We start from the raw sequence: 25054 nt of genomic DNA, 5'->3' as shown, positions 1-25054 counted from the left end.
TCACTTGATCCCCGTCGTCGCGATGCCCTTGATCAGGAATCGCTGGCCGAAGAGGAAGATCAGGAAGATGGGAATGAGCGACACGACGCTCATCGCGAACATCTCGCCGAAGTCGGTCGCGCTCTGGGCGTCCTGGAACGCATTCAGCGCGAGCGGGACGGTGTAGAGCGCCGGCTTCGTGAGGTAGATGAGCTGGCTGAAGAAGTCGTTCCACGTCCAGATGAACGTGAAGATCGTCACGGTCGCAAGCGCCGGCACCATGAGCGGGAGGATGATCTGCAGGAAGATCCGCGGATGCCCCGCACCGTCGATGCGGGCCGCCTCGTCGAGTTCGCGCGGGATGCCGCGGATGAACTGCACCATCAGGAAGATGAAGAACGCGTCGGTCGCGAGCAGCTTCGGCACGATGAGCGGCAGGAAGGTGTTGACCCATCCGAGCTGGGAGAAGAGCACGTACTGCGGCACGATGATCACGTGGATCGGCAGCATGATGCTGAGCAGCATGATGGCGAACCAGAAGCGCTTGCCCGTGAAGTCGAGCCGGGCGAAGGCGTAGGCGGCCATGGAGCACGATACGAGGTTGCCGACGATGCTGCCGAGCACCACGAGCGCCGAGTTCAGCAGGTACGTGTTGAACGGGTACGACAGCGCGTTCCAGCCGTCGACGTAGTTCGAGATCTCGAAGCTGTCGAAGATGATCCCCGGCTCGCGGAAGATCACGTCGTTCGGCCGGACCGAGCTCACGACCATCCAGATGACCGGGTAGAGCATCAGCAGCGCCGCCGCGATGAGGATGGCGTGCCGGATGAGGCTCGAGACGGGCTTGCGGAAGGCGTTCTTGCGGCGGTCGTCTCGGACCTGCTCGGGCGGAAGCCCGGTGACGACCGACTCCGTGAGCGGCGCGAGGTCGACGGCGGGATCAGTCTTGGTCATCGTAGAACACCCAATACTTCGAGGCCCAGAAGTTGATGGCGGTGAATGCGGCGATGATCACGAGCAGCAACCAGGCCATCGCGGAGGCATAGCCCATGTCGAGGTTCGCGAAGCCGCGCTGGTAGAGGTACAGCGTGTAGAAGAGCGTCGAGTCGACGGGCCCGCCGGTGCCGCCCGAGACGATGAACGCCTGGGTGAACGACTGGAACGCCCCGATGAGCTGCAGGATCAGGTTGAAGAAGATGATCGGCGTCAGCAGCGGCATCGTGATGCGCCAGAACTGCTGCCGGCGACTGGCGCCGTCGACCGCTGCCGCCTCGTAGTACATCGCGGGGATCTGGCGCAGCCCCGCCAGGAAGATCACCATCGGCGATCCGAACGTCCAGACGTTGAGCACCATCAGGGTGCCGAGCGCCGTGTCTGGATTCGAGATCCAGCCCTGTCCCTCGATGCCGAACCAGGCGAGGACCGTGTTCACGAGCCCGTCGACGCCGAAGATCTGGCGCCACAGCATGGCGATCGCCACGCTCGCTCCGAGGAGCGACGGCAGGTAGAACGCCGACCGGTAGAAGGACAACCCGCGCAGGCCCCGGTCGAGCGCCACGGCGAGCAGCAGCGCGAGACCGAGCTGCAACGGCACGGAGATGAACACGTACTGGAACGTGACCCCGAGCGACGTGTGCAACCGCTCGTCCTCGAGCATCCGCACGAAGTTGTCGATGCCGTTGAAGCGCGGCGGGCTCAGCAGGTTGTACCGCGTGAACGACAGGCCGAGCGAGGCCGCCATCGGACCGATCGTCACGAGCGCGAGGCCGAGGAACCACGGGAGCAGGAAGAGGAACGCGGCCCGGTTCTGATTGCGCTGCTTCGGCGGCGTCGAGCCCTTGATGCGGCGAAGCTCGCCGAGGGCGCTCATCGCCGCCCCGGCCCGGGCCGGAGGACCGGCCGCAGGGCGCCGGGTCGTCTCATCGGGAACACGTGGTCTCCAGTCGTCGTCGTTGACCGCTCTGAGAAAGCGCTATCTCAGCCGCTGGAGACGTTTCTACCCCACGATCACGGGATGGTGCAACCACGATCTTGGCGAATTCGTGCCATTGGCGCGAACTCGCGAGAAAGGGCTTTCTGAGCGCCTGCGCTGGATCGCGCTGTCGCTCCCGGCCGTCGGCCTCGCCGCCGCGGGCCCCGTGACCGACGACCACCCGCACCGGAGCCCGCGCTCGCCGTGGCGGAGGCCGTCACGGACGGCGACGCGAGCCCGAGGCATCCGGCGCCTCGGCCGGGCCGCACGGCCGTTCAGCGTGGGGCGCTCGTCGTGGAGCGCACCACCAGCCTGGTGGGCAGCGGTGCACCGGAGTCGGGCAGCGGATCGGCCGTCGCCTCGTCGAGCAGCCGCAGGACGACGTCGACCGCGAGCCGCCCCTGCTCGCCGGGGTACTGCTCGACGGTCGTGAGCTCGAACATCTCGGCGTACTCGTGGCCGTCGACGCCGATGACCGAGAGGTCGGCGGGCACGTCGATGCCCAGACGCTCGGCGGCCCGGATCGTGCCGAAGGCCATCTCGTCGGATGCGGCGAACAGCGCGGTGGGCCGGCGGCCCGGGTGGCCGAGGAGCTGGAGCGCGCCGGTGTGGCCGCCGGGCATGCTCATCTCGGCCTCGAGGATGTGCGCGTGCTCGCCCGCCGGGATCCCGGCCGCCGCGACGGCGTCGAGGAATCCCCGGCGGCGCTGCCCCTGCACGCTCGCCGGCATCGCGGCCGCGCCCGCGCCGGCCAGGTGCGCGATGCGCGTGTGCCCGAGGTGCAGCAGGTGCTCGGTGGCCAGCTGCCCCACCGCACGGTCGTCGACCGAGAGCCGGGCCGCGGCGCCGCCGCTCCCGCCGAGGCAGACGAGCGGCTTCTCGCGCCGGTCGAGTGAGGCGACCTCGTGTTCGTCGAGGTCGACGCCGACCGCGATCACGGCGTCGACGCGCTTGCGGGCGAGGAAGAAGTCGAACACCCGGGCGCGGCCGGGCCCCGGCTCGGAGAGGTTATAGAGCGTGAGGTCGTAGCCCGCGCCGAGCAACGCGCGCTCGATGCCCTCGAGCACCTCGCCGAAGAACCAGCGGTTCACGAACGGGATGATCACGCCGACGTTCTTCGTGCGACCCGTGACGAGGCTCGCGGCATCCGGCGACGCGATGTACCCGATCTCGGCGGCGGCGGCCTCGACCCGGCGCCTGGTGTCGTCGGCGACGTAGCCGCGGCCGGAGAGGGCGCGGGAGGCGGTGGCCTTCGAGACCCCCGCGAGGCGCGCGACATCGCCGATGGCGGCCATCAGCGCCTCCCTCCGTCGGGCTGCTCCGATGCAGAGTGTAGTGCTCGCGGGAGCGAATGTGGAACCGTTTCCGGATGCCCCATGCCGACGCCGAGATCCTGGCGCCCGCGGGCGGTGGGAGCGCTCTCGCGCCGGTTCCCGGCGGAACGACGTTCGGTATCCGAACCGTGACCTCCCGTCCCTTGTGAGGAATCACCCTGTTGTCCTACCGTGGAGGCTGGAACCGGTTCCCGGCTTTCCCCTTGCACCACACTCAACGAGGAGATGACATGAGACTCACACGGCATCGCCGTTGGATGGCCCCCGTGGTGGCGGCCGCCGCGGTCGGCCTCGCACTCACGGCCTGCACGGGCGACGTCGCCGAACAGGACGCGGCCGACGTCGATTGCAGCGACTACGAGACGTACGGCACGTTCGACGGCGCGGAGGTCACGGCGGCCGGCACGATCCTCGACCTCGAGGCCGACCGGCTCAACGAATCGTGGGCCGACTTCGAGACCTGCACCGGCATCTCGGTGGAGTACCAGGGCTCGAGCGAGTTCGAGGCCCAGATCGCGGTGCTCGCCGAGGGCGGCAACGCGCCCGACGTCGGCTTCGTGCCGCAGCCGGGCCTGATGGCGCGCCTCGCCGCAGGCGGTTGGCTCATCCCGGGGTCCGAGGGCGTCGAGGCGAACGTCGACGAGTTCTGGTCCGAGGACTGGAAGCAGTACGGCACCTATGAGGACACCTTCTACGGGGCCCCGCTCATGGCGAGCATCAAGGGCTACGTCTGGTACTCGCCCACCGAGTTCGAGGAGAAGGGCTACGCGATCCCTCAGACGATCGACGAGCTCATGCAGCTCTCCGCGGACATCGCCGCAGAGGGTGACCACAAGCCATGGTGCGTCGGCCTCGAGTCCGGTGAGGCCACGGGTTGGCCTGGCACCGACTGGGTCGAGGACTACGTGCTGCGCCAGGCCGGTCCTGAGGTCTACGACCAGTGGGTCACGCACGAGATCCCGTTCAACGACCCGCAGATCGCCGAGGCGTTCGATGGCGTCGGCGAGGTGCTGAAGAGCGACGAGATGGTCAACGGCGGCATCGGCGATGTCTCGACGCAGATCACGCAGTCGTTCCAGGAGGCCGGCCTGCCGATCCTCGACGGCGAGTGCTCGCTGCACCACCAGGCGTCGTTCTACGAGACCTTCTGGAACCCCGAGGGCGGCGACGCCGTGTCGGTGGCCTCCGACGGCGACGTGTTCGGCTTCCTGCTCCCGCCCGTGAACGCCGGTGACCCGCTGTCGGTCACGGGTGGTGGCGAGATCGTCGTGGCCTTCCGCGAGGCGGACGAGGTGGAGGCGTTCCGCACCTTCCTCTCGAGCGACACCTGGGCGAACAACCGGGTGAGCCTGGGCGGCGTGATCAGCGCGAACAAGGGCGTCGACCCCGAGAACGCGTCGAGCGAGCTGCTCGTGCAGTCGATCGAGATCCTGCAGGATCCCGAGACGACGTTCCGGTTCGACGGGTCCGACCTGATGCCCGGCGCCGTCGGTGCCGATTCCTTCTGGAAGGGCATCGTGGCCTGGGTCGGCGGCGAGAGCACCGCGCAGGTGCTCGACACCATCGAGTCCACCTGGCCGTCCAGCTAGCCGTCCGCGCGTCGCGCCCGGCGAGCGCCGAGGACGCGGCATGATCGAGGGGCGGGGTTGAAGGACCCCGCCCCTCGGCACCCCAGCTTCAACGACGAACCCGGGAGGCACGATGACCACGGCCGATCTCCTCGGCAAGATCCTGCAGGTGGTGATGGGGCTCGCGGTGTTCGCCGCGGTCGTCGGCCTCCTCATCTTCTTCATCGACAAGGCTCCGAAGAAGGGCCGCGACTACTGGCAGCTGGCGGGCTTCCTCACCCCGGCGCTGCTGTTCGTGGCCGTCGGCCTCGTCTACCCGGCGATCCGCACGAGCATCCTGGCGTTCCAGGACTCGTCGGGCGCCTGGACCCTCGACAACTTCGTGTGGACGTTCACGCAGCCCGCGGCGATCCGCACCCTGATCAACACGGTCATCTGGGTGCTGCTCGTGCCGACGTTCGCGACCGCGGTGGGCCTGGCGTACGCCGTGTTCATCGACCGGTCCCGCGGGGAGCGGTACTACAAGGCGATCCTGTTCATGCCGATCGCCATCTCGTTCGTGGGAGCGAGCGTCATCTGGAAGTTCGTCTACGAGTACCGCTCGGGCGAGCGGGAGCAGATCGGCCTGCTCAACGCGATCGTCGTCGCATTCGGCGGCGAGCCGGTGCAATGGCTGCAGACCGATCCGATCAACACCATCCTCCTCATCGTCGTGATGATCTGGGTGCAGACCGGGTTCGCGATGGTCGTGCTCAGCGCCGCCATCAAGGGCATCGCGACCGAGCAGATCGAGGCGGCGCAGCTCGACGGCACCAACGCGTGGCAACGCTTCACGAACGTCACGATCCCGGGCATCCGGGGTGCGCTGGTGGTCGTGCTCACGACGATCTCGATCGCCACCCTGAAGGTCTTCGACATCGTGCGCACGATGACGGCCGGAAACTTCAACACGAGCATCGTGGCGAACGAGATGTACACCCAGGCGTTCCGGGCGAGCGAGATCGGGCGCGGTTCAGCGCTCGCGCTCATCCTGTTCGTGCTGGTGCTGCCGATCGTCATCTACAACGTCAACGTGCTTCGCAAGCAGAGGGAGATCCGATGAGCAGCGTCGCCCCGGCGGACCTTCCCGTCGGCAAGAACCTCGGCACCCTCGAGGGCGTCGAGCAGGCCGAGTACGCCCAGCCCAAGACGATGCGGGTCAAGAAGCAGCTCACGTCCCGCACCGCGACGATCGCGTCGCTCATCATCGCCGTGCTCTGGACGATCCCGACCTTCGGGCTCTTCATCAGCTCGTTCCGGCCCGCGGAGCTCATCCGCACCACGGGATGGTGGACGATCTTCGCGAATCCGGGCTTCACGCTCGAGAACTACCGCGACGTGCTGTTCTCGTCGTCGCAGTCGTCGCCCCAGCTCGGCTCGTACATCGTGAACTCCATCGCGATCGCACTGCTGGCGACGCTCATCCCGCTCGTGTTCGCCTCGATGGCGGCCTACGCCTTCGCCTGGATGCGGTTCCGCGGCGTGGGCGTGCTGTTCATCATCATCTTCGCGCTGCAGATCATCCCGTTGCAGATGGCCCTGGTGCCGCTGCTGCAGATCTTCTCGACCGTGCTGCGGCCGATGCAGGCCTGGCTGCACGACGTGATCCCGATCATCCCCGAGCAGAACTACCTGCCGCTGTGGCTCGCCCACTCGATGTTCGCGCTGCCGCTGGCGATCTTCCTGCTGCACAACTTCATCTCGGAGATCCCCGCCGACGTGATCGAGGCGGCCAGGGTCGACGGTGCGACGCACGGCCAGATCTTCTTCCGGATCGTGCTGCCGCTGGCCGTGCCGGCGATCGCCTCCTTCGCGATCTTCCAGTTCATCTGGGTGTGGAACGACCTGCTCGTCGCCCTGATCTTCTCCGGCGGTACCTCGGACGTGGCACCACTCACCCAGCGATTGGCGGAGCTCACGGGCACGCGCGGCCAGGACTGGCAGCTGCTGACGGCGGCCGCGTTCATCTCGATCATCATCCCGCTCATCGTGTTCTTCAGCCTGCAGCGCTACTTCGTGCGCGGCCTGCTGGCGGGATCCACGAAGGGGTAGGCCCCGGGTCACCACCCGGACGGGCAGGGGGAACGGATGCCGCGAGCGGGGGCTCGCGGCATCCGCCATGCAACCCCGTGGCACAGATGGACGCGACGCGGTAGAACGGGAAGCATGCCGGCCTCGCCACTGGTACTCGGTCCGATGCTGCGGTTCGTCGATGAGACATCCGCCAGCATCTGGGTGGAGACGCGAGCCGACTGCCGCGTGACCGTCGAGGCGGGCGGTCGGGAATGGCACGCCCGCACCTTCGCCGTCCACGGCCACCACTACGCCCTCGTGGAGGTCGACGGCCTGGAGCCGGGCACGGAACGACCCTACGAGGTTCGGATCGAGGGCCGGCGCGTCTGGCCTGAGGCGGACTCCGCCTACCCGCCGCCGGTGATCGCGACCCGCACGCCGGGCCGGCCGGCGCGGATCGCCTTCGGGTCGTGCCGCACGAGCGTCTCGCACGACCGCCACGGCAATCGCACGCACGGCGTGGACTCGCTGCGCGCGTTCGCCCTCGCCGTCGCCGATGGCCGGGCGGACCGCCCCGACCTGCTCCTCTTCCTCGGCGACCAGGTGTACGCGGACTCGACCTCGAAGGAGATGCAGGACTTCATCCGACGCCGGCGCGACATCCATGAGGAGCCGGGCAAGGAGCTCAAGGACTACGAGGAGTACGGGCACCTCTACCAGCTCGCGTGGTCGGACGGGGCCAATCGATGGCTGATGTCCACGCTCCCCAGTGCCATGATCTTCGACGACCACGACATCCGCGACGACTGGAATGCCTCGCTCGACTGGAAGCGGAAGATGGAGGCCACGTCGTGGTGGCACGGGCGCATCGTCGCCGGCCTCGCGTCGTACTGGGTGTACCAGCACCTGGGCAACCTGTCGCCCGGGGCACGAGCGTCCGACGAGGTGTGGCGACGCATCATCGACCATGACGGGACTGACGAGCTCGACCTCACCGACGTGCTCGACGAGTTCGCCGAGCGATGCGACGCGGAACCCGACGGCTACGGCTGGAGCTACTGCCGGGACTTCGACGACGTGCGGCTGGTGGTCGTCGACTCGCGGGTGGCACGGGACCTGACGCCCTCGGCTCGTGGCCTGTTGGATGCCCAGGAGCTCGAATGGCTCGACGAGCAGATGCACGGGGGATTCCGGCACGTGCTCGTGGCCAGTTCGCTGCCGTTCCTGCTGCCCCTCGGCCTGCACCACGTCGAGGCCTGGGATGAGGCCATCGCGCAGGGCGCGTGGGGGCGACCGGCCGCGTGGATCGGCGAGCGACTGCGGCAGGCGGTCGACCTCGAGCACTGGGCGGCCTTCCAGAACAGCTTCCAGGCCGTCGCCCGGATCGTGACGGAGGTGGCCGACGGTGACCGCGGCCCGGCGCCGCAGACCGTGACGTTCCTGTCGGGCGATGTGCACTACTCCTTCCTGGCGGAGGTGGAGCGCGACAGCGGAGGCCGCATCCTGCAGGCCGTCTGCTCACCCGTGCGCAATCCGCTTCCGCGGCTGCTGCGGTGGTTCGCCGTCGTCATGTCCTACGGGGTGGCCACCCCGATCGGCGCATTGGCGGCGCGGTCGGTGAAGGTGCCCGATCCGCCCTTCCGGTGGCGCACCGTGAAGGGGCCATGGTTCGACAACAACCTGGCGCTGCTCGAGGACGGTCCCGGAGGGTTGACGCTGACGTGGCACACCGGCGTGGTCGACCACGGTGACGAGCGGCACCCCCGACTCGAGGAGGTGGCATCCGTCACCGTGCCGGCACGGCGCGAGGCCGCCCTGGTGTCGCGGGGCAGGTCGTTGCGCTGAGCGGCCGCGCTCGTCTCAGCTGCGAGGCGTGCTCCGGCGTCGGCCGGCCGAGAGCGACGCGAGGCCCAGCCCCAGCAGCGCCACCGCCGCGACCAGCGCACCGCCGACACCGTCGGTTCCCGTCGCCGCCAGCGTCGGCGTCGTCGTCGTCGACGAGGTCGTCGTCGACGGCTTCACGGCCGCGGCCGGGCATGGCTGGGTCGAGAAGTCCACGCCCGCGGAGAGCGGAACGGTCTCGAGCGGCACGAAGTTCCCGCCATTGCCGATGAACGGCGGCTCCTCCCAGGGCGGGATCGCCTCCCAGACGCCGTCGATCCAGGCGGTGTAGTCGCGATCGCCAGGCAGCGAGGAGAACGTCACCGTCGCGGTGCCGGTCGCATCGGCGACGACCGCCTGCGGCTCGCCGTAGGGCGTGCCGTCCGGCGCACCGACGTCGGTGACCCAGGCCACGTACTCGACGCCCGCGACGAGGTTCGACAGCGTTGCCACGGCCGTGCCCGCGCCGCCCGTGCTCGAGCACTCGGTCACGGCGACCGTGACATCCGGCTGGCACGGTTCGATCGCGAAGCCGACCCAATCGAAGCTCGGCACGGGCGCAGGCGCCGGCGCGTCGCCGTCGAACGGGTGCCACTCGGCGTAGGCGTAGTAGTTGCCCGGCGGCATGCCGACGAGTTCGATCTCCTCGGTCTCGCCGAACTCGTCGAGTGACCCGCCCACCGCGAAGTTCGGGCCCTGCACGTCGTAGGCGACGATCCCGGCCGCGACGAGCCCGGTGAGGGCGAGCAGGGCGCTGCCGTCGCGGTCCGTGCTGCACGAGAGCGGCGTCACCGCGACGCCGATGTCGAGCGGCTGCAGACTCTCCTCCTCGTCACGTGGCTCTGATGCCGCGTCGGTCGCGACCGCGTCGGCGACCGGACCGGATGCGACCGTGCCGCCCGTTTCCTCGGCCGCGGCGGGCACCGCCAGCGTGGTGACTCCCATCGCGGCCAGGCCGGCGACGAGCACCGCGGCGAGCGCGGCGCGCCGGATGGATCGGGAACGAGGCGACGGATGTCTCGCGGGCACGACGTCGTAGTCCATTTCTGCACTCCCTCGGGTCGGGAAAGCCGATTTCCCGCTCAAGCTACTCTCACGGCGCGGCACGCGGGCGACCCCAGTTCGGGGCAGGCCACGACGCCTCGGACGCCGCAGTGGCGGGCGCCGATCCGGACGCCCGCCACTGCCGCGTCAGCGATCACTCACCGCGATGGGGGAGCCCCTCACGACGAGCTCGTGCAACGAGCGCGGCGCCCCCGAGGCCGAGCAGCAGCAGGGCTGCCGTGATCGGACCCATCGGGTCGTTCACGCCGGTCGCCGCGAGGCCGGCCGGCTTCGCCGGCGTCACCGCCTTGGCGGGGCAGGGCTTCAGGGTGAAGTCCACGCTCGTCGCCAGGACGACCGACTCGACCGGCTCGGGCACCTCGATGCCCTCGGGCACCATCCACACGCCCTCGACCCAGGCCGTGTAGCTCATCCCGGGCGGGAGCGCTCCGGTCTTGACGTCAGCCATGTGGCTGGAGTCGCCGACCACGGTGTGGACACCGCCGTAGACGGTCCCGTCGACGTCGCCCTTCGCCGTCACCCAGACGTCGTACTCGACGCCCTCGACCAGCCCCGAGAGACGCAGCAGCGCCGAGCCCTGACCGCCATACGCCGGGCACTCGTTGACCACGACCGTGATCTCAGGCGGGCACGGATCGACGAAGAAGGTCGTGGACGCCAGGACGAGGCCCTCTCCGCTGCCGGTGCTGATACCGAAGAAGTAGTTGCCCGGTGGCAGGTCGCCGAAGGGCACGTCCAACGACGTGGATTCGACGTCCTCGAGGACTCCCTCGAGCAGGTACGCGTCGCCGCTGAGGATCCAGTCGTAGTCCTCGCCGACGACGAGGCCGGAGATGCTCACCAGGGCGGTGCCGTCATCGCCGAGGCTGCAGGCCGTGCCCGCCGCCGTCACGGCGAGGGGGCACTCGTCGACCCAGAACTCGATCGTCTGCACGAGTTCCCAATCCTGGACCTCCTCGGCATCGTTGTAGACCCAGACCTCGACGTAGTACCCGCCGGGAGGCAGGTGGTACGAGCCGGTGAACGAACCCTCGGTGTCGGTGATCGTCCAGTACTCGACACCGGATCCGCCCTCGGTGTACAGGTCGACGCGGTACTGCACCGTGTCGAGCAAGCCGCTCAGGGTGAACTCGAAGTAGCTGAGATCGCCGTCGACGCACGCATCGATGACGTACTCGAAGGTCGGGTTCGGCACGGCGAACGCGCAGTCCGCAGCGTAGATCGCCTGACCCTGCGCATCCCAGTTGTAGCCGGGGAACGACTGGACCTGGTCCTCGTCATCCAGGTAGCTGAACGGGGGGATGATGTCGCCCCACTCCGTGTGCTTCGGGATGTCGGGCCAGAAGATCGGACCCTGGTGCTCCTCGTAGTGCGCGTTCTGCGTGTTGTTGCTGCCCAGGATCGCGTCGATGCTCGGCTCGATGTCCACGTAGGGGTTGCGGTACGACGCCGTGCGGTGGCAGATCTCGACCTTGTCGACGACCTCACCGGGGGCCGGCGGCACGAGCAGCAACTGCACCTCGGCGGTCGCCGCATCCTCCGTCGCGGGCGCCGTCGCCGCCTCGGCCGGCGGTGCCGCAGCGGCCTCGTCGGCGGGCGGAGTCGCAGCCTCCTCGGCGGGCGGAGCCGCGGATTCCTCCGCGGGCGGAGTCGTGGACTCCTCCGCGGGCGGCGCTGCGGCCTCCTCGGCGAGTGGGCCGGCCGGCTCCACCGCCGGTGCCTCGACGGCCGTTTCCCCGGTCGCGACCGACGACTGGTCGGCACCCGTGTCGGGCTTGCCGGGGTCGGCGGCCGCAGGCGACGCGAGCGCGGTGATACCGAACGTCGCGAGGCCGGCGACGAGCAGCGTCGCCAGGAGCGCGCGTCCCCTCGGACGGGCGCGATGGGCCGGATGTTTCGTGGGCACGACACTGTGCAACATGGCAGCACTCCCTGGGTCGGACAAAAGCCGAATTTTGCTCAACGTATACCCGCGCCGACGCGGTCCGAACGACCCCAGTTCGGGGCGGGCCGGCGAAGCGGACGCCGGGTCGTGATCACGCGGTGAGCGAACGCGCCGCGCATCGGCCGTCCGGCTGGCGGTCGCGGGGCGGGCGCGACGTAGGGTGAATCCGTGAGCATGCACGCAAGCGCGCCCGGCGGCCAGTCCGGGAGGATGGGCAAGCCCCGCACGCGCATCAGCGGTGCCGACGAGTCGGCGCAGCGTGCGGAGAACGCCGAAGCTCCGAAGATCCCCCATCTCTTCCGTCGCATCTCCGAGCTGTTCGCGCCGCACAAGGCCGCCCTGATCACCACGGTCGTGCTCGTGCTCATCGGCGCGGCGCTGAGCGTCATCCCACCGCTGCTGACCCAGCGGGCATTCGACGACGGGCTCTTCCCGGTCGGCCCCGACGGCGACGTCACCGGCCCGAATCTCCAGGTGCTCACGGCGATCGTCGGCGCGATGATCCTCGTCTACGTCGTCTCGGCGCTGCTCGGCGTGTGGCAGACCTACCTCACCGCCACCATCGGCAACAAGGTCATGGGCGCCCTGCGCGTGCGCCTCTTCACCCATCTGCAGTCGATGGAGCTCAGCTTCTTCACGCGCACGAAGACGGGCGTCATCCAATCGCGCCTGCAGAACGATGTCGGCGGCGTGGCATCCGTGCTCACCAACACCGTCTCGAGCGTGCTGGGCAACACCGTCACGGTGATCTCGGCGTTCGTCGCCATGCTGATCCTCAGTTGGCAGCTCACGGTCATCGCGCTCGTGCTGCTGCCGTTCATGGTGATCGCGCAGCGACGCGTCGGGCAGGTGCGGGCCCGCATCGCCGGCAAGACGCAGGAGTCGCTGTCGGAGATGACCGCGATCACGCAGGAGACCCTTTCCGTCTCGGGCATCCTCCTCTCCAAGAGCTTCACCCGGCAGCGGAGCGAGATCGACCGCTACGCCGACGAGAACCAGAACCAGATCCGGCTGCAGGTGAAGCAGCAGATGACCGGCCAGTGGTTCTTCGCGATGGTGGGCATCTTCATGTCCGCGATTCCGGCGATCGTCTACCTCGTCTCCGGGTGGCTGATCGCCGGGGGCACGGCGGACGTCACGGCGGGCACCATCGTGGCGTTCACCACCGTGCAGGCGCGCCTGCTGTTCCCGCTCATGGGCCTCATGCGCGTGGCGCTCGACCTGCAGACCTCCAGCGCCCTGTTCGCGCGCATCTTCGAGTACCTCGACCTGAAGCCGTCGATCACGGATGCCCCCGGCGCCCGCGACGTGGCCGCGGGCCCGGCGCTCGGGCGCGTCGAGTTCGACGACGTCACGTTCCGGTACCCCGACGCCGACGACGAGACGCGTCCGACCCTCGACGGCGTCAGCTTCACGATCGAGCCGGGGCAGTACGCGGCGTTCGTCGGACCGTCGGGCGCGGGCAAGACGACGGTGTCCTACCTCGTGCCGCGGCTCTACGAGGCATCCGACGGCACGGTGCGATTCGCCGGCGACGACGTGCGCGACCTGCGCCAGGAGTCGCTCATCTCGAACATCGGCATCGTGAGCCAGGAGACCTACCTCTTCCACGCGTCGATCGCCGAGAACCTGCGCTACGCCAAGCCCGACGCGACCGACGCCGAGCTCGAGGCGGCCGCGCGCGCCGCGAACATCCACGAGACGATCGCCTCGTTCCCCGAGGGCTACGCCACCGTGGTGGGCGAGCGCGGCTACCGCCTGTCGGGCGGCGAGAAGCAGCGCATCGCCATCGCACGCGTGCTGCTGAAGGACCCGGCGGTGCTCGTGCTCGACGAGGCCACGAGCGCGCTCGACACGATCTCGGAGCGCGTGGTGCAGCAGGCGCTCGACGACGCCGCCCGCGGACGCACCACGATCGCGATCGCGCACCGGCTCTCCACCGTGGTGTCCGCCGACGTGATCTTCGTGATCGTCGCCGGTCGGGTGGTCGAGAAGGGCACGCACGCCGAGCTCGTGGTGTCGGAGGGCGTGTACGCGTCGCTCTACCGGCAGCAGGAGGAGCGGCCCGTCTTCGAGAACTGACGCCGGCCGCACCGCCGGCCCGGGCTGGGCCGGGTCAGCTCCGCCCGGCGAGCAGGTCCTCCATGAGGGCGATCTCCGCCTCCTGGCTCTGCAGGATCGAGTTCGCGAAGGGCACCACGAGGTCGTTCGAGGAGCGCGCGAGCGCGGCATCCGCCATCTCGATCGCGCCGCGGTGGTGGGCGATCATGAGCTCGAGGAACCGCCGCTCGGCGTCGACACCCGTCGCCGCGCGAAGGGCGGCGACCTGGTCGGGCGTCGCGAGCCCCGGCATCGGGGTGCCCGGCGCGTGGGCGTCGGCGTCGTGCACCCCGTGCGTCGCGGCGTCGTCGGCGGAGGCCCGCGTCATCCAGGTCATCGACGGCTCCGCGCCCGCCTGCGGCAGGCCCCAGCCTCGCAGCCAGCCGTAGAGCTGCCCCGACTGCTGGGCCTGGGTGGTTGCGATGTCGTCGGCGAGCAGCCGCACGTCGGGGTCGTCGCTCGCGTCGCGCACGATCATCGCGAGCTCGACGCCCTGCTGGTGGTGCACCTGCATGTCGCGCGCGAACCCCGCCTCTGCACTCGTGTCCGTCGGCGGCGACTCGGCGAGGGTGCTCAGCCGTCCGACCGAGAACGCGACGACGGCCACGACGACCACGGCGACGGATGCCGCGACGAGCACCGCGACGCGGCCGACGCGCGTGACGGGCGCGGCATCCGGTCGGGCCATCGCTAGGAGACCTTGCCCGGCGCGTCGACCGCGCCGGTGCAGAGGGCGCCCGGCTCGGGGACGGCCTGGCTCTGCCAGTACTCCTCGATGAACGCGGCGATGCGCGGGTCCTCGGCGTCGTCGACCTGCAGCTGGCTGTTCCACCCGCTGAGCACGATCGGCGCGGGCAGGTCGTCGAACGGCGAGAGGATCACGTAGGTCGACGGCAGCACCGACCGCAGCGACTCGAGCGCGGCATCCGAGATCGACGGGTCGTAGGTGACCCAGAGGGCACCGTGCTCGAGGGAGTGCACGGCGTTCTCGGCGGGCACGGGCTCGCTGTACACGCCGCAGTTCAGCCACGCCGGGTTGTGGGGTCCGCCGGCGGGCGGGGTCTGGGGATAGTCGACGATCCCCTCGACGTGGGTCGAGGTGTTGTCGAACGTCTGCACGCCCTCGACCTCGGCGCCGTCGCCGCCCGCGCTGTACGAGGCGGCCTGCGGCGTGAGCACGACCGTCGTGACGACGAGGGCCACCACGGCGACGCCGCCCGCGATGGCCGCGCCGATGCCGATGCGGCGGTTGCGCCGACCCCTCGCCTCCCGCAGCCGGTGCTCCTCGAGCTTCTTCGCGCGGGCCTCAGCGCGCTGCTGCGTGACGCTCGCGGCCTTCTTCGCAGACGGGGGGATGGGCGGGGTCGCGGTCACTCGGGGGCCTCTCTCATCGGGACGTTCGTTCCATACGAACGCATGCGGCTGGGAGAACGCCCGGCGAGCCGCGCCGGTCGGCCGGGCGAGGGGTCGGCCGCGCGTGCGGCGGCGAAGTCCCGCTAGTCTGTGTGCGTGAGCTCTTCCATGCCGTGTTGTCGTCGCTGAACGAGGCGACCCCTTTTCAGCGTCGCGCACCGCATCCGGCGCCCAAGACGCACTGACACGAGGAATGAACACGGCATGAAGTACGCAGAGTCGATCGTCGATCTCGTCGGCGACACCCCGCTCGTCAAGCTCCACCGCGTCACCGAGGGGGTGACGGATGCCACGGTGCTGGTGAAGCTCGAGTACTTCAACCCCGGCGGCTCGGTGAAGGACCGCATCGCCAGCCGCCTCATCGACGCCGCGGAGCGGGACGGCAAGCTGAAGCCGGGCGGCACGATCGTGGAGCCGACGTCGGGCAACACCGGCGTGGGGCTGGCACTCGTGGCGCAGCAGCGCGGCTACCGGTGCATCTTCGTGTGCCCCGACAAGGTCAGCGAGGACAAGCGCAACGTGCTCATGGCGTACGGCGCCGAGGTCGTCGTGACGCCCACCGCCGTCGCACCCGACAGCCCCGAGTCCTACTACGGGGTCTCCGACCGGCTCGCCCGCGAGATCCCCGGCGCGTTCAAGCCCGACCAGTACTCCAACCCCAACGGCCCGCGGTCGCACTACGAGACCACGGGGCCCGAGATCTGGCGCGACACCGACGGCAAGGTGACCCACTTCGTCGCCGGCGTCGGCACGGGCGGCACCATCAGCGGGACCGGCCGCTACCTGCGCGAGGTCTCGGGCGACACCGTGCGCATCATCGGCGCCGATCCCGAGGGCTCCGTGTACTCCGGCGGCACCGGGCGGCCCTACTTCGTCGAGGGCGTCGGCGAGGACTTCTGGCCCGAGGCGTACGACCCCGCCGTGCCGCACGAGATCATCGCCGTCACCGACGCCGAGTCCATCGCGATGACGCGGCGGCTCGCGCGCGAGGAGGGCATCCTCGTGGGCGGGTCGAGCGGCATGGCGGTCGTCGCGGCGCTGAAGGCCGCGGCATCCGCCGGGCCCGACGACGTGTTCGTCGTGCTGCTGCCCGACTCGGGCCGCGGCTACCTGGGCAAGATCTTCAACGACAAGTGGCTGCGCGCGTACGGCTTCGGCAACGCCCCCGCCGGGCACACCGTGCGCGACCTGCTGGCCGCGAAGGCCGACCGCACCGCGCCGCTCGTCTACGTGCACCCGACCGACACGATCCGCGAGGCCATCGACCGCATGACCGACACCGGCGTCTCGCAGCTCGTCGTGCTGTCGGCCGAGCCGCCGGTCGTGCTCGGCGAGGTCCTCGGCGCCCTCCACGAGGAGGAGCTGCTCGACCTCGTGTTCTCGGGTCGGGCGAAGCTCACCGACGACGTGTCCGCCGTCGTCGGCGAGGCGCTGCCGCTCATCGGCGTGAACGAGCCCGTCTCGACGGCGCGGGCGGCCTTCGGCGACGCCTCCGCGATGCTCGTCACCGACGGCGGCAAGGCGCTCGGCGTGATCAGCCGCACCGACCTGCTCACCTACCTCTCCTCCTGATCCACCGGATGCCGCCGCGGCATCCGTTCCGAAAGGCGCACGCACCATGCTGCTCGACGACGCACGCTTCGACACCCGCGCCATCCACGCGGGCCAGGAGTTCGATCCCACCACCGGCGCGGTCATCCCGCCCGTGTACCTCACCTCCACCTACGTGCAGGACGGCATCGGCGGCCTCCGCAACGGCTACGAGTACTCGCGCGGCGGCAACCCGACCCGCACCGCGCTCGAGACCCAGCTCGCGGCGCTCGAGGGCGGCATCCGCGGCCTCTCCTTCGCGTCGGGCCTGGCCGCGGAGGACGCGCTGCTGCGCACGGTCCTGACGCCGGGCGACCACGTCGTGATCGGCAACGACGTGTACGGCGGCACCCACCGCCTCGTCCGCCGGATCTTCGGCGCCTGGGGCGTCCGCCACACCACCGTCGACACCAGCGACCTCGACGCGGTTCGGGGGGCGATCGAGCTCGGCACCACCAAGGTGCTCTGGGTCGAGACGCCCTCGAACCCCCTGATGAAGATCTCGGATGTCGCGGCGCTCGCGGAGCTCGGCAACGAGGCCGGCGTGCTCGTGGTGGTCGACAACACCTTCGCTTCGCCGGCGCTGCAGCAGCCCGTCGCGCTCGGCGCCGATGTGGTCGTGCACTCCACCACGAAGTACCTCGGCGGCCACTCCGACATCGTGGGCGGAGGCCTCGTGTTCGCCGCCGGGCAGGAGGAGCTCGCCGAGCAGGTCGGGTTCACCCAGTTCGCGGCCGGCGCGGTGTCGAGTCCGTTCGACGCCTTCCTCACGTCGCGCGGCATCAAGACGCTCGGCATCCGGATGCAGCGGCACAGCGAGAACGCGCTGGCGATCGCGCGGCGACTCGAGGGCCACGCGGGCATCGAGCACGTGTTCTACCCGGGACTGGAATCGCACCCGGGACACGAGCTCGCCGCCCGCCAGATGTCGGGTTTCGGCGGCATGATCTCGATCTCGCTCACGGGCGGCGCCGAGGCGGCGCGCCGGTTCGCGGAGTCGACGACGCTGTTCCAGCTGGCTGAGTCGCTCGGCGGCGTGGAGTCGCTCGTCAACTACCCGTCGGAGATGACGCACGCCTCCGTGCGCGGCACCGAGGCGGAGGTGCCCGAGTCGGTCGTGCGCCTCTCGGTCGGCATCGAGGACGTCGACGACCTGCTCGCCGACATCGACGAGGCGCTCGCGCGCCTGTAGCGGCATCCGCCCGGCTTCGGGCATCCGCCCGGCTTCGGGGCATCCGCCCGGCCGACGCCCCGCGGTGCGAGAATTGGAGTGCTGGCGTACGGCACGTCACCGGCGCCCGAGGAGATGAGCTCCATGGCCTGGTTCTGGGTGATCCTGATCATCGTGGTCGTGCTCGCGATCGTGCTGTTCTTCATGTCGGTGAAGATCGTGAAGCAGTACGAGCGCGGCGTCGTGCTGCGATTCGGCCGGCTGCAGAGCGTGCGCGATCCCGGCATCCGCTTCATCATCCCGATCGTCGACGTGATGACCAAGGTGTCGTTGCGCATCGTCACGCTGCCGATCCAGTCGCAGGGCATCATCACGCGCGACAACGTGAGCGTGGGCGTCTCGGCGGTGGCCTACTACCGGGTGGTCGACGCGGTGAACGCGGTCATCGCGATCGAGAGCGTGAAGTCGGCGATCGACCAGATCGCGCAGACCACGCTGCGCAAGGTGATCGGACAGCACCACCTCGACGAGGCGCTGTCGGACACGGCCACGCTGAACGCGAACATCCGCGAGATCCTCGACGTGACGACGACCGCGTGGGGTGTCGAGGTGACGCTCGTCGAGCTCAAGGACATCCTGCTTCCCGACTCGATGAAGCGGGCGATGGCCCGGCAGGCCGAGGCGGAGCGCGAGAAGCGGGCGAAGATCATCGCCGCCGAGGGCGAGGCGCTCGCCGCGACCCAGCTCGGCGTCGCCTCGGACACTATGATGTCGCATCCGCTCGCGCTGCAGTTGCGCACGCTGCAGACGCTCGTGGAGGTCGGCGTCGACAAGAACACGCTCGTGGTGGTGCCCGCGCCGCTGCTCGGTTCGATCGAGGGGCTCACCGCGTTCATCGACCGCGAGTCGGCGGTCGCGCAGGTGCGCGGACGCTGACCACCCGAGAGTGGCAGGAAATCGACGACAGGTGTCGACCCTGCCATCGCGGGGCGTCGGTGGGATGCTCCAGAATGAGCGGGTGACTTCGAATCAGACCGGCACCGCGGCGGGCGACGACGCCGGCACGCAGCCGCACCGCGGCGGCTCCCTCGGCCTCGTCCAGGGCACCGCCCTCTACATCGCGAGCGTACTGGGCACCGGTATCCTCGTGCTCCCCGGGCTGGCGGCCGCCGCAGCGGGGCCGGCGTCCATCGTGGCCGTGGCCGCGGTGCTCGTCCTCTCCATTCCCCTCGCGGGCACGTTCGCCGCGCTCGCGTCGCGCTACCCCGACCCGGGCGGCGTGGCGAGTTACGTGCGTCGCACGCTCGGCGACACGGCCGCGCGCATGACGGGGTACTGGTTCTTCTTCGGCGTCTGCATCGGCGCACCCGTGCTCGCGGTGCTCGGCGGCGAGTACGTCGTGGCCGTGCTCGGCGTCGACCGGGCCGCCGTGCCGATCATCGCGTTGGCGATCTTCGTGCCGCCGTTCGTCGCGAACTGGTTCGGCGTGCGCGTCGCCGGCTGGGCGCAGTTCGTGCTCACCGGCCTGCTCATCGCCACGGTGGTCGGCGTGGTCGCCGTCACCTTCCCGGCGGTCGAGTCGTCGAACTTCCAGCCGTTCCTCCCCAACGGATGGGGCGGCGTCGGCGTCGCGATCAGCCTCTTCGTCTGGGCCTTCGCGGGGTGGGAGGTCGGAACGCACATCGCCGGCGAGTTCAGGAACCCCCGCCGCATCATCCCGCTCGCCACCGCCATCGCGATCGTGGTGGTCGGTGCGGGCTATCTCGCCCTCCAGGTGGTGACGGTGGGCGTGCTCGGCGACCAGGCCGGCGCGGGCGTCGTGCCCCTCCTCGACCTCGTCGACACGACCGCGCCGGGCATCGGGTCGACGCTGGTGGCGATCGTCACGGCGATCGTGTGCCTCGGCGTGATGAACGCCTACCTGCCGGCATTCGCGAAGCTGGGTGCCGCGCTCGGTCGCGACGGCGACCTGCCGCGGTACTTCGCGAAGGGCGCCGCCGCCGGCGAGGTGCCGCGTCGTGCGCTCATGCTCACCGCCGCGCTCGTCGCCGTGTACTTCGTGCTGATGCTCCTGAACGGCATGAACCTCTCGGCCTTCATCCTCATCCACACCAGCAACATGGTCGCGATCTACGCCGCGGGCATGGTCGCTGCCACCCTGCTGCTCCGCCGCTGGTCGTTCGGCTGGTGGCTGGCGGTCGTCGCCACCGTCATGACCGTCGGGCTGCTCGTGCTGGCGTGGGCGAACCTCATCGTGCCGCTGGTGCTCGCCGTGGCGGCCGTGGTCGTCACCGTGGTGCGCCGACTGCGGCGGCGCTCGCAGCAGCCCGCGGCGTCGCCGGCTGCGCGCGAAGCCGCACCGTCGGAACTCGTCGCCGCCTCGATGGCGTCCGACCTCCGCACCGCCTCCGAGACCCGCGTACAGGAGACCCGTTGACCGAGTACCGCGCCCACTTCGACGCCGAGATCGACTTCGTCAACGGGGGAGGGCTGCGGGCCGAGGGCTTCCGCCTCGACCTGCCGTCGGCCGACGTCACCGAGGCGCAGGTCGGCGAGCTGCTCGTGCGGCACCTCGGCCTCGCGCTCGTGGGTCGCGTCGCCCTCTCGAACCTCGAGATCGTCGAGGAGGCGCACCGCGGGTCGCGCGGCGTCGGCGATGCGTCGACGGATGCCGCGGCGGCATCCGCCGGGCTCGGCACGTCGGCGGGTGCGCGCGGCGAGCTCGTCGACCTCAGCCACCCCATCCGCGCGGGGCTCGTGACCTACCCGGGCATCCCGGCACCGACGATCACGCCGCACCTCACACGGGAGGCGTCGCGCGAGCACTACGCGCCCGGCACCGAGTTCGCGATCGACCTCATCACGATGGCCGGCAACACGGGCACGTACCTCGACAGCCCGTACCACCGCTACGCGGAGGGCGGCGACCTGGCGAGCCTCGACCTGGCCACGCTCGTCGGCGTGCCCGCCGAGGTCTTCCGGCTGACGGATGCCGCGAGCCGCGGCATCCCGGCCGAGGTGTTCCTCGACCGCGACCTCGCAGGCACGGCCGTGCTGCTGCACACCGGCTGGAGCCGACACTTCGGCACGCCCGAGTACGCGCACGGCTCGCCGTTCCTCACGGAGACGGGCGCTCGGCACCTCGTCGACGCCGGGGTCGCCATCGTGGGCATCGACGCGCTCAACATCGACGACACCGAGTCGGGCGGCGAGCGTCCGGCGCACTCCATCCTGCTCGCGGCCGGCGTGCACGTGGTCGAGCACCTCACCGCGCTCGAGCGGGTGCCGGTGCGGGGCGCGACGTTCACCGCGGTCCCGCCGAGGGTGGAGGGCTTCGGCACGTTCCCGGTGCGGGCGTTCGCCGAGCTGCCAGTCCGCTGAACCCGTCGCGCCGCGCGGCGCCGTGCAGTGGCATCCGTCGTCGCCGTGGGTGAGGATGGGGGAATGATCGCACCCGCGTACTCGCTCCGCGACGGCAACTGGATCCCGGCGATCGGGCTCGGCACCTACGGGCTCAACGACCAGGCGGGGATCGAGTCGATCGTGTCGGGCATCGCCGACGGGTACCGGCTGCTCGACACCGCGTACAACTACGGCAACGAGGACGTGGTCGGCGAAGCCGTGCGACGCACCGACGTCGACCGCAGCGACCTCATGATCACGACGAAGCTGCCGGGCCGCCATCACGGGTTCGACGAGACGCTCGCGAGCTTCGAGGAGTCGCGCCGCCGCCTCGACCTCGACTGGGTCGACCTCTACCTCATCCACTGGCCGCTCCCGCGCATCGACAAGTACGTCGACACGTGGCGGGCGATGATCCGGCTGCGCGAGAAGGGGCTCGTGCGCTCGATCGGGGTCTCGAACTTCACCGCCGACATGCTCGACCGCCTCGAGCGCGAGACCCATGTCGTGCCCGCCGTGAACCAGGTGGAGCTGCATCCGTACTTCCCGCAGGAGGAGCTGCGCGCCTACCACGACGAGCACGACATCCGCACCGAGTGCTGGAGCCCGCTCGCGAAGCGCACCGAGCTGCTGCAGGAGGGCGTCATCACCGCGCTGGCCGCCGAGAAGGGCGTCACCCCCGCCCAGGTGGTGCTGCGCTGGCACGTCGAGCTCGAGGCGGTGCCGATCCCGAAGTCGGCGGATGCCGCGCGCCGCCGTGAGAACCTCGACGTGTTCTCGTTCACCCTCGCGCCCGAGGAGGTCGAGGCGATCTCGGCGCTCTCGCGGGGACGCCTCTGGGGTGCCGACCCCGAAACCCACGAGGAGTTCTGAGCTCGCGGCCGGGGATAGGCTCGATCGAGTGAGCGACTCGACGAGGCATCCGAACACCGAGACGTCGGAGCAGTCGGTCGTTCCCGCCGCCGAGGCCGCCGCGTCTGCAGCGGCATCCGCTCACGCCGCGCCGGGTGCGGCAGCACGCGGCACCTTCTCGAAGCCGTATCGCTGGCTCTCGGTCGGCATGTACTCGATCATCTTCCTCGCCGCGTTCGAGGCGATGGCGGTCACGACGATCATGCCGCTCGTGGCACGCGACCTCGACGGCGAGGCGATGTTCGCGCTGGCGTTCGCCGTGCCGCTCGCGGCGGGCATCATCGGCATGGTCGTCGCCGGCAACTGGACCGACCGATCCGGCCCGCTGCCGTCGCTCGTCACGTCGGCGGTGCTCTTCGTGATCGGGCTCGTCATCGCCGGAACGGCCCTGAACATGGAGGTGTTCATCGTCGGCCGGTTCGTGCACGGGCTCTCGGGAGCGGCGGTGATCGTGCCGCTGTACGTGATCGTCGGTCGCATCTACCCCGAGCACCTGCGCGCCCGGGTGTTCGCCGGGTTCGCCGCCGCGTGGGTCATCCCGTCGATCGTCGGCCCCGCGCTCGCCGGCGTCGTGGCCGAGGCGTTCAGCTGGCACTGGGTGTTCCTGGGTGTCATCGGCCTCCTCGTGCCGGCGGCGGCGATGATGCTGCCGCCGATCATGCGGGTCCGCGACCAGGTGCAGGGCGATCCGTCGGTCGCCTGGAGCGTGAGCCGGGTGGGATGGTCGGTGCTCGCGGCGGCGGCCGCCCTGGCCGTCTCGCTGTCGAAGGAGCTCGGCGACCCGTGGCGATGGATCGTGGCGATCGCGGCCATCGCGGTGGCCGCCGTGGCCGCGCGGCCGCTCATGCCGCCGGGAACGCTGCGCGTGGCGCGCGGCATGCCGGCCACGGTGATGCTCAAGCTCATCGTGGCGGGCGCGTTCTTCGGCAGCGAGATCTACCTGCCCTACCTCTTCATCGAACGCTACGAGTTCTCGCCGAGCCTCGCCGGCGCCGTGCTCACCGGCGCCGGCCTCTCGTGGGCGGCGGCGTCCTGGCTGCAGGGCCGCCTCACCGATCGCGTGTCCGATACGCAGGCCGTCGTGATCGGGGCGGCGACGCTCACTGTCTCGCTCGCGGTGGTGCTGGTGGTGGCGGCGTTCACCCTGGCACCGGCCATCGCATTCGTGGCGTGGACCCTCGCCGGTGCCGCGATGGGCTTCATGTACCCCCGCTTCTCGGTGTCGGTGCTCGCCCTCTCCCCGGTGTCGGCGCAGGGCTTCAACAGCGCGGCGCTCACGATCTCGGAGTCGTTCGGCGCCGCGATCGCCCTCGCGATCACGGCCCTGGTGTCGAGCGCGGCCGGGGCGGACATGTTCACGGCCGACTTCGCGGTCACCTTCGCCATCGCCGTCATCGCCCTGCTGCTCGCGAACCGCGTCACACCGCCTGCGGCGACATCCCCGGCTCGCTGACCCTGTGACTGTCACATCTGTGACAGTCACATTCCTGCGCGGGCGTGTGCATAATGGGGTGCCGGCGAATGTGACCGTGCACATGCCGAGAGCCCGATCGAGGACGACGTGCCAGAGGAACTCCAGCGGGCCAAGGCCCCCAGCATCCGCGATGTCGCACGGTTGGCGGGCGTCTCGCACCAGACCGTCTCACGGGTGCTGAACAACCATCCGAGCATCCGGCCCGAGACGAAGCAGCGCGTGCTCGACGTCATGGAGCGGCTCCAGTACAAGCCCAACCGGGCCGCGCGGGCGCTCGTGACGAGTCGTTCCCGCACCATCGGCATCCTCTCGGCGTCGAGCACGCAGTACGGTCCCGCCTCGAGCATCGCGGCCATCGAGGAGGCCGCCCGGGCGTCGGGCTACTGGGTCAGCACGGCGAACATCGAGTCGGTGGACGCGCGGTCGATCGCCGACGGGCTCGCCCATCTCGCCGCGCAGGGCATCGAGGGCCTCGTCGTCATCGCCCCGCAGGTGCGCGTGTTCGACACCCTCGCACAGCTCTCCATCGACGTGCCGTACGTCAGCCTGCAGTCCACCGGGCGCGACCCCGACCACGCGCTGTCGGTCGACCAGATCGCCGGGGCGCGCATGGCGACCCGGCACCTGATCGGCCTCGGCCATCGCAGCATCTACCACCTCGCCGGGCCGCAGGACTGGATCGAGGCCGAGGCGCGCATGCGCGGGTTCCTCGAGGAGATGAGCGCCCAGGACGTGCCCACGACCGCCCCGATCCTCGGCGACTGGACGGCCGACTTCGGCTACTGGGCGGGTCGTGAGCTACTGACCGTGCGCGACTTCACGGCCATCTTCGCGTCGAACGACCAGATGGCCCTCGGCCTCATGCACGCGGTGCGCGACGCCGGCCTCGAGATCCCGCGGGACGTCTCGATCATCGGGTTCGACGACATCCCCGAGGCGGCGCACTTCTGGCCGCCGCTCACGACGGTGCGCCAGGACTTCGCGGAACTCGGACGCCGATGCGTCGCGCTGCTGCTGGGCGACATCGAGGACTGGCCCGACGACCAGGGCGGCACCATCGTGCCCGAACTGATCGTTCGCGACTCGACCGGGCGACCGGCGTTCTGAGACGTCGCGGTCCACGAGCCGTGCGCAGTCGGCGTTATCGTTCCGTGACCTCGATGAGTTGACAGTCCGATCGCGAATGTGGCTAACAT

The 25054-nt window shown here is 70.1% G+C and carries 20 protein-coding genes; 13 read left to right on the top strand and 7 right to left on the bottom strand.

Annotation, left to right across the window (positions count from 1 at the left end; translation table 11 throughout):
• The 3 genes from EV187_RS04420 to EV187_RS04410 form a co-directional block, all read right to left on the bottom strand.
• Nucleotides 1–771: a carbohydrate ABC transporter permease gene (locus EV187_RS04420; RefSeq protein ID WP_242609471.1), complete on the bottom strand. Its 771-nt coding sequence runs from the start codon at nucleotides 769–771 to the stop codon at nucleotides 1–3.
• 148 nt (nucleotides 772–919) lie between these two features.
• Nucleotides 920–1849: a carbohydrate ABC transporter permease gene (locus EV187_RS04415; protein WP_130351769.1), complete on the bottom strand. Its 930-nt coding sequence runs from the start codon at nucleotides 1847–1849 to the stop codon at nucleotides 920–922.
• Between the two features lie 377 nt (nucleotides 1850–2226).
• On the bottom strand, nucleotides 2227–3246 hold the full coding sequence (locus tag EV187_RS04410) for a LacI family DNA-binding transcriptional regulator (protein ID WP_130351768.1): 1020 nt from the start codon (nucleotides 3244–3246) through the stop codon (nucleotides 2227–2229).
• Nucleotides 3247–3515: 269 nt separating this feature from the next.
• Here EV187_RS04410 and EV187_RS04405 point away from each other — a divergent pair, with 269 nt between their 5' ends.
• From EV187_RS04405 to EV187_RS04390, 4 genes are all read left to right on the top strand, one after another.
• Entirely contained in the window at nucleotides 3516–4874 is a 1359-nt protein-coding gene (locus EV187_RS04405; protein WP_130351767.1) for an ABC transporter substrate-binding protein, read from the top strand.
• A gap of 112 nt (nucleotides 4875–4986) precedes the next feature.
• Nucleotides 4987–5955, top strand: coding sequence for a carbohydrate ABC transporter permease (locus EV187_RS04400; protein ID WP_130351766.1), 969 nt, complete (start codon nucleotides 4987–4989; stop codon nucleotides 5953–5955).
• On the top strand, nucleotides 5952–6944 hold the full coding sequence (locus tag EV187_RS04395) for a carbohydrate ABC transporter permease (RefSeq protein WP_130351765.1): 993 nt from the start codon (nucleotides 5952–5954) through the stop codon (nucleotides 6942–6944). The genes EV187_RS04400 and EV187_RS04395 overlap by 4 nt, the downstream gene beginning before the upstream one ends.
• Before the next feature lie 114 nt (nucleotides 6945–7058).
• Complete coding sequence (locus EV187_RS04390; protein WP_130351764.1) at nucleotides 7059–8750, top strand: alkaline phosphatase D family protein; 1692 nt, start codon at nucleotides 7059–7061, stop codon at nucleotides 8748–8750.
• Nucleotides 8751–8765: 15 nt separating this feature from the next.
• On the opposite strand, the gene EV187_RS04385 is transcribed toward EV187_RS04390, so the two are convergent.
• Nucleotides 8766–9830, bottom strand: coding sequence for a hypothetical protein (locus tag EV187_RS04385; protein ID WP_130351763.1), 1065 nt, complete (start codon nucleotides 9828–9830; stop codon nucleotides 8766–8768).
• 154 nt (nucleotides 9831–9984) lie between these two features.
• Nucleotides 9985–11772 (bottom strand): hypothetical protein, encoded by a 1788-nt coding sequence (locus EV187_RS04380; protein WP_130351762.1) that lies wholly within the window; start codon nucleotides 11770–11772, stop codon nucleotides 9985–9987.
• A 198-nt stretch (nucleotides 11773–11970) separates the two neighbouring features.
• Between EV187_RS04380 and EV187_RS04375 the strand changes: the two genes are divergently transcribed.
• Complete coding sequence (locus tag EV187_RS04375; protein WP_423190875.1) at nucleotides 11971–13878, top strand: ABC transporter ATP-binding protein; 1908 nt, start codon at nucleotides 11971–11973, stop codon at nucleotides 13876–13878.
• A 34-nt stretch (nucleotides 13879–13912) separates the two neighbouring features.
• Here the strand turns inward: EV187_RS04375 and EV187_RS04370 are convergent, their stop codons facing one another.
• Nucleotides 13913–14584 carry a DUF305 domain-containing protein gene (locus EV187_RS04370; protein ID WP_130351761.1) on the bottom strand — a complete coding sequence of 224 codons (672 nt, stop codon included), beginning with the start codon at nucleotides 14582–14584 and terminating at the stop codon, nucleotides 13913–13915.
• A gap of 2 nt (nucleotides 14585–14586) precedes the next feature.
• On the bottom strand, nucleotides 14587–15270 hold the full coding sequence (locus EV187_RS04365; RefSeq protein WP_242609427.1) for a DUF3105 domain-containing protein: 684 nt from the start codon (nucleotides 15268–15270) through the stop codon (nucleotides 14587–14589).
• Between the two features lie 243 nt (nucleotides 15271–15513).
• On the opposite strand from EV187_RS04365, the gene EV187_RS04360 reads away from it, so the two are divergent.
• From EV187_RS04360 to EV187_RS04325, 8 genes are all read left to right on the top strand, one after another.
• Nucleotides 15514–16881 (top strand): cystathionine beta-synthase, encoded by a 1368-nt coding sequence (locus tag EV187_RS04360; RefSeq protein WP_130351760.1) that lies wholly within the window; start codon nucleotides 15514–15516, stop codon nucleotides 16879–16881.
• Nucleotides 16882–16927: 46 nt separating this feature from the next.
• Nucleotides 16928–18091 carry a cystathionine gamma-synthase gene (locus EV187_RS04355; RefSeq protein ID WP_130351759.1) on the top strand — a complete coding sequence of 388 codons (1164 nt, stop codon included), beginning with the start codon at nucleotides 16928–16930 and terminating at the stop codon, nucleotides 18089–18091.
• A 123-nt stretch (nucleotides 18092–18214) separates the two neighbouring features.
• On the top strand, nucleotides 18215–19006 hold the full coding sequence (locus EV187_RS04350) for a slipin family protein (RefSeq protein WP_130351758.1): 792 nt from the start codon (nucleotides 18215–18217) through the stop codon (nucleotides 19004–19006).
• Nucleotides 19007–19088: 82 nt separating this feature from the next.
• Complete coding sequence (locus tag EV187_RS04345; RefSeq protein ID WP_242609426.1) at nucleotides 19089–20507, top strand: APC family permease; 1419 nt, start codon at nucleotides 19089–19091, stop codon at nucleotides 20505–20507.
• Nucleotides 20504–21451: a cyclase family protein gene (locus tag EV187_RS04340; protein ID WP_130351756.1), complete on the top strand. Its 948-nt coding sequence runs from the start codon at nucleotides 20504–20506 to the stop codon at nucleotides 21449–21451. Before EV187_RS04345 ends, EV187_RS04340 begins: the two co-directional genes overlap by 4 nt.
• A 63-nt stretch (nucleotides 21452–21514) precedes the next feature.
• Nucleotides 21515–22345: an aldo/keto reductase gene (locus tag EV187_RS04335; protein ID WP_130351755.1), complete on the top strand. Its 831-nt coding sequence runs from the start codon at nucleotides 21515–21517 to the stop codon at nucleotides 22343–22345.
• Nucleotides 22346–22373: 28 nt separating this feature from the next.
• Nucleotides 22374–23837, top strand: a complete 1464-nt coding sequence (locus tag EV187_RS04330; protein WP_242609425.1) for an MFS transporter — start codon at nucleotides 22374–22376, stop codon at nucleotides 23835–23837.
• Nucleotides 23838–23945: 108 nt separating this feature from the next.
• Entirely contained in the window at nucleotides 23946–24965 is a 1020-nt protein-coding gene (locus EV187_RS04325; protein WP_130351754.1) for a LacI family DNA-binding transcriptional regulator, read from the top strand.
• Nucleotides 24966–25054 lie beyond the last annotated feature (89 nt).

The sequence above is a fragment of the Agromyces ramosus genome (assembly GCF_004216665.1).
Classification (GTDB): Bacteria; Actinomycetota; Actinomycetes; order Actinomycetales; family Microbacteriaceae; genus Agromyces; species Agromyces ramosus.
Note: the sequence above shows the minus strand (reverse complement) of the source record. Positions and strands in the feature narration are given on the sequence as shown.

What these genes read in the sequence shown, in the direction of transcription:
- EV187_RS04375 (WP_423190875.1), top strand. Translation starts at nt 11,971, where the DNA reads ATGCACGCAAGCGCGCCCGGCGGCCAGTCCGGGAGGATGGGCAAGCCC.
- EV187_RS04390 (WP_130351764.1), top strand. Translation starts at nt 7,059, where the DNA reads ATGCCGGCCTCGCCACTGGTACTCGGTCCGATGCTGCGGTTCGTCGAT.
- EV187_RS04385 (WP_130351763.1), bottom strand. Translation starts at nt 9,830, where the DNA reads ATGGACTACGACGTCGTGCCCGCGAGACATCCGTCGCCTCGTTCCCGA.
- EV187_RS04360 (WP_130351760.1), top strand. Translation starts at nt 15,514, where the DNA reads ATGAAGTACGCAGAGTCGATCGTCGATCTCGTCGGCGACACCCCGCTC.
- EV187_RS04395 (WP_130351765.1), top strand. Translation starts at nt 5,952, where the DNA reads ATGAGCAGCGTCGCCCCGGCGGACCTTCCCGTCGGCAAGAACCTCGGC.
- EV187_RS04420 (WP_242609471.1), bottom strand. Translation starts at nt 771, where the DNA reads ATGCTCTACCCGGTCATCTGGATGGTCGTGAGCTCGGTCCGGCCGAAC.
- EV187_RS04355 (WP_130351759.1), top strand. Translation starts at nt 16,928, where the DNA reads ATGCTGCTCGACGACGCACGCTTCGACACCCGCGCCATCCACGCGGGC.
- EV187_RS04380 (WP_130351762.1), bottom strand. Translation starts at nt 11,772, where the DNA reads ATGTTGCACAGTGTCGTGCCCACGAAACATCCGGCCCATCGCGCCCGT.
- EV187_RS04410 (WP_130351768.1), bottom strand. Translation starts at nt 3,246, where the DNA reads ATGGCCGCCATCGGCGATGTCGCGCGCCTCGCGGGGGTCTCGAAGGCC.
- EV187_RS04415 (WP_130351769.1), bottom strand. Translation starts at nt 1,849, where the DNA reads ATGAGCGCCCTCGGCGAGCTTCGCCGCATCAAGGGCTCGACGCCGCCG.
- EV187_RS04350 (WP_130351758.1), top strand. Translation starts at nt 18,215, where the DNA reads ATGGCCTGGTTCTGGGTGATCCTGATCATCGTGGTCGTGCTCGCGATC.
- EV187_RS04400 (WP_130351766.1), top strand. Translation starts at nt 4,987, where the DNA reads ATGACCACGGCCGATCTCCTCGGCAAGATCCTGCAGGTGGTGATGGGG.
- EV187_RS04370 (WP_130351761.1), bottom strand. Translation starts at nt 14,584, where the DNA reads ATGGCCCGACCGGATGCCGCGCCCGTCACGCGCGTCGGCCGCGTCGCG.
- EV187_RS04405 (WP_130351767.1), top strand. Translation starts at nt 3,516, where the DNA reads ATGAGACTCACACGGCATCGCCGTTGGATGGCCCCCGTGGTGGCGGCC.
- EV187_RS04335 (WP_130351755.1), top strand. Translation starts at nt 21,515, where the DNA reads ATGATCGCACCCGCGTACTCGCTCCGCGACGGCAACTGGATCCCGGCG.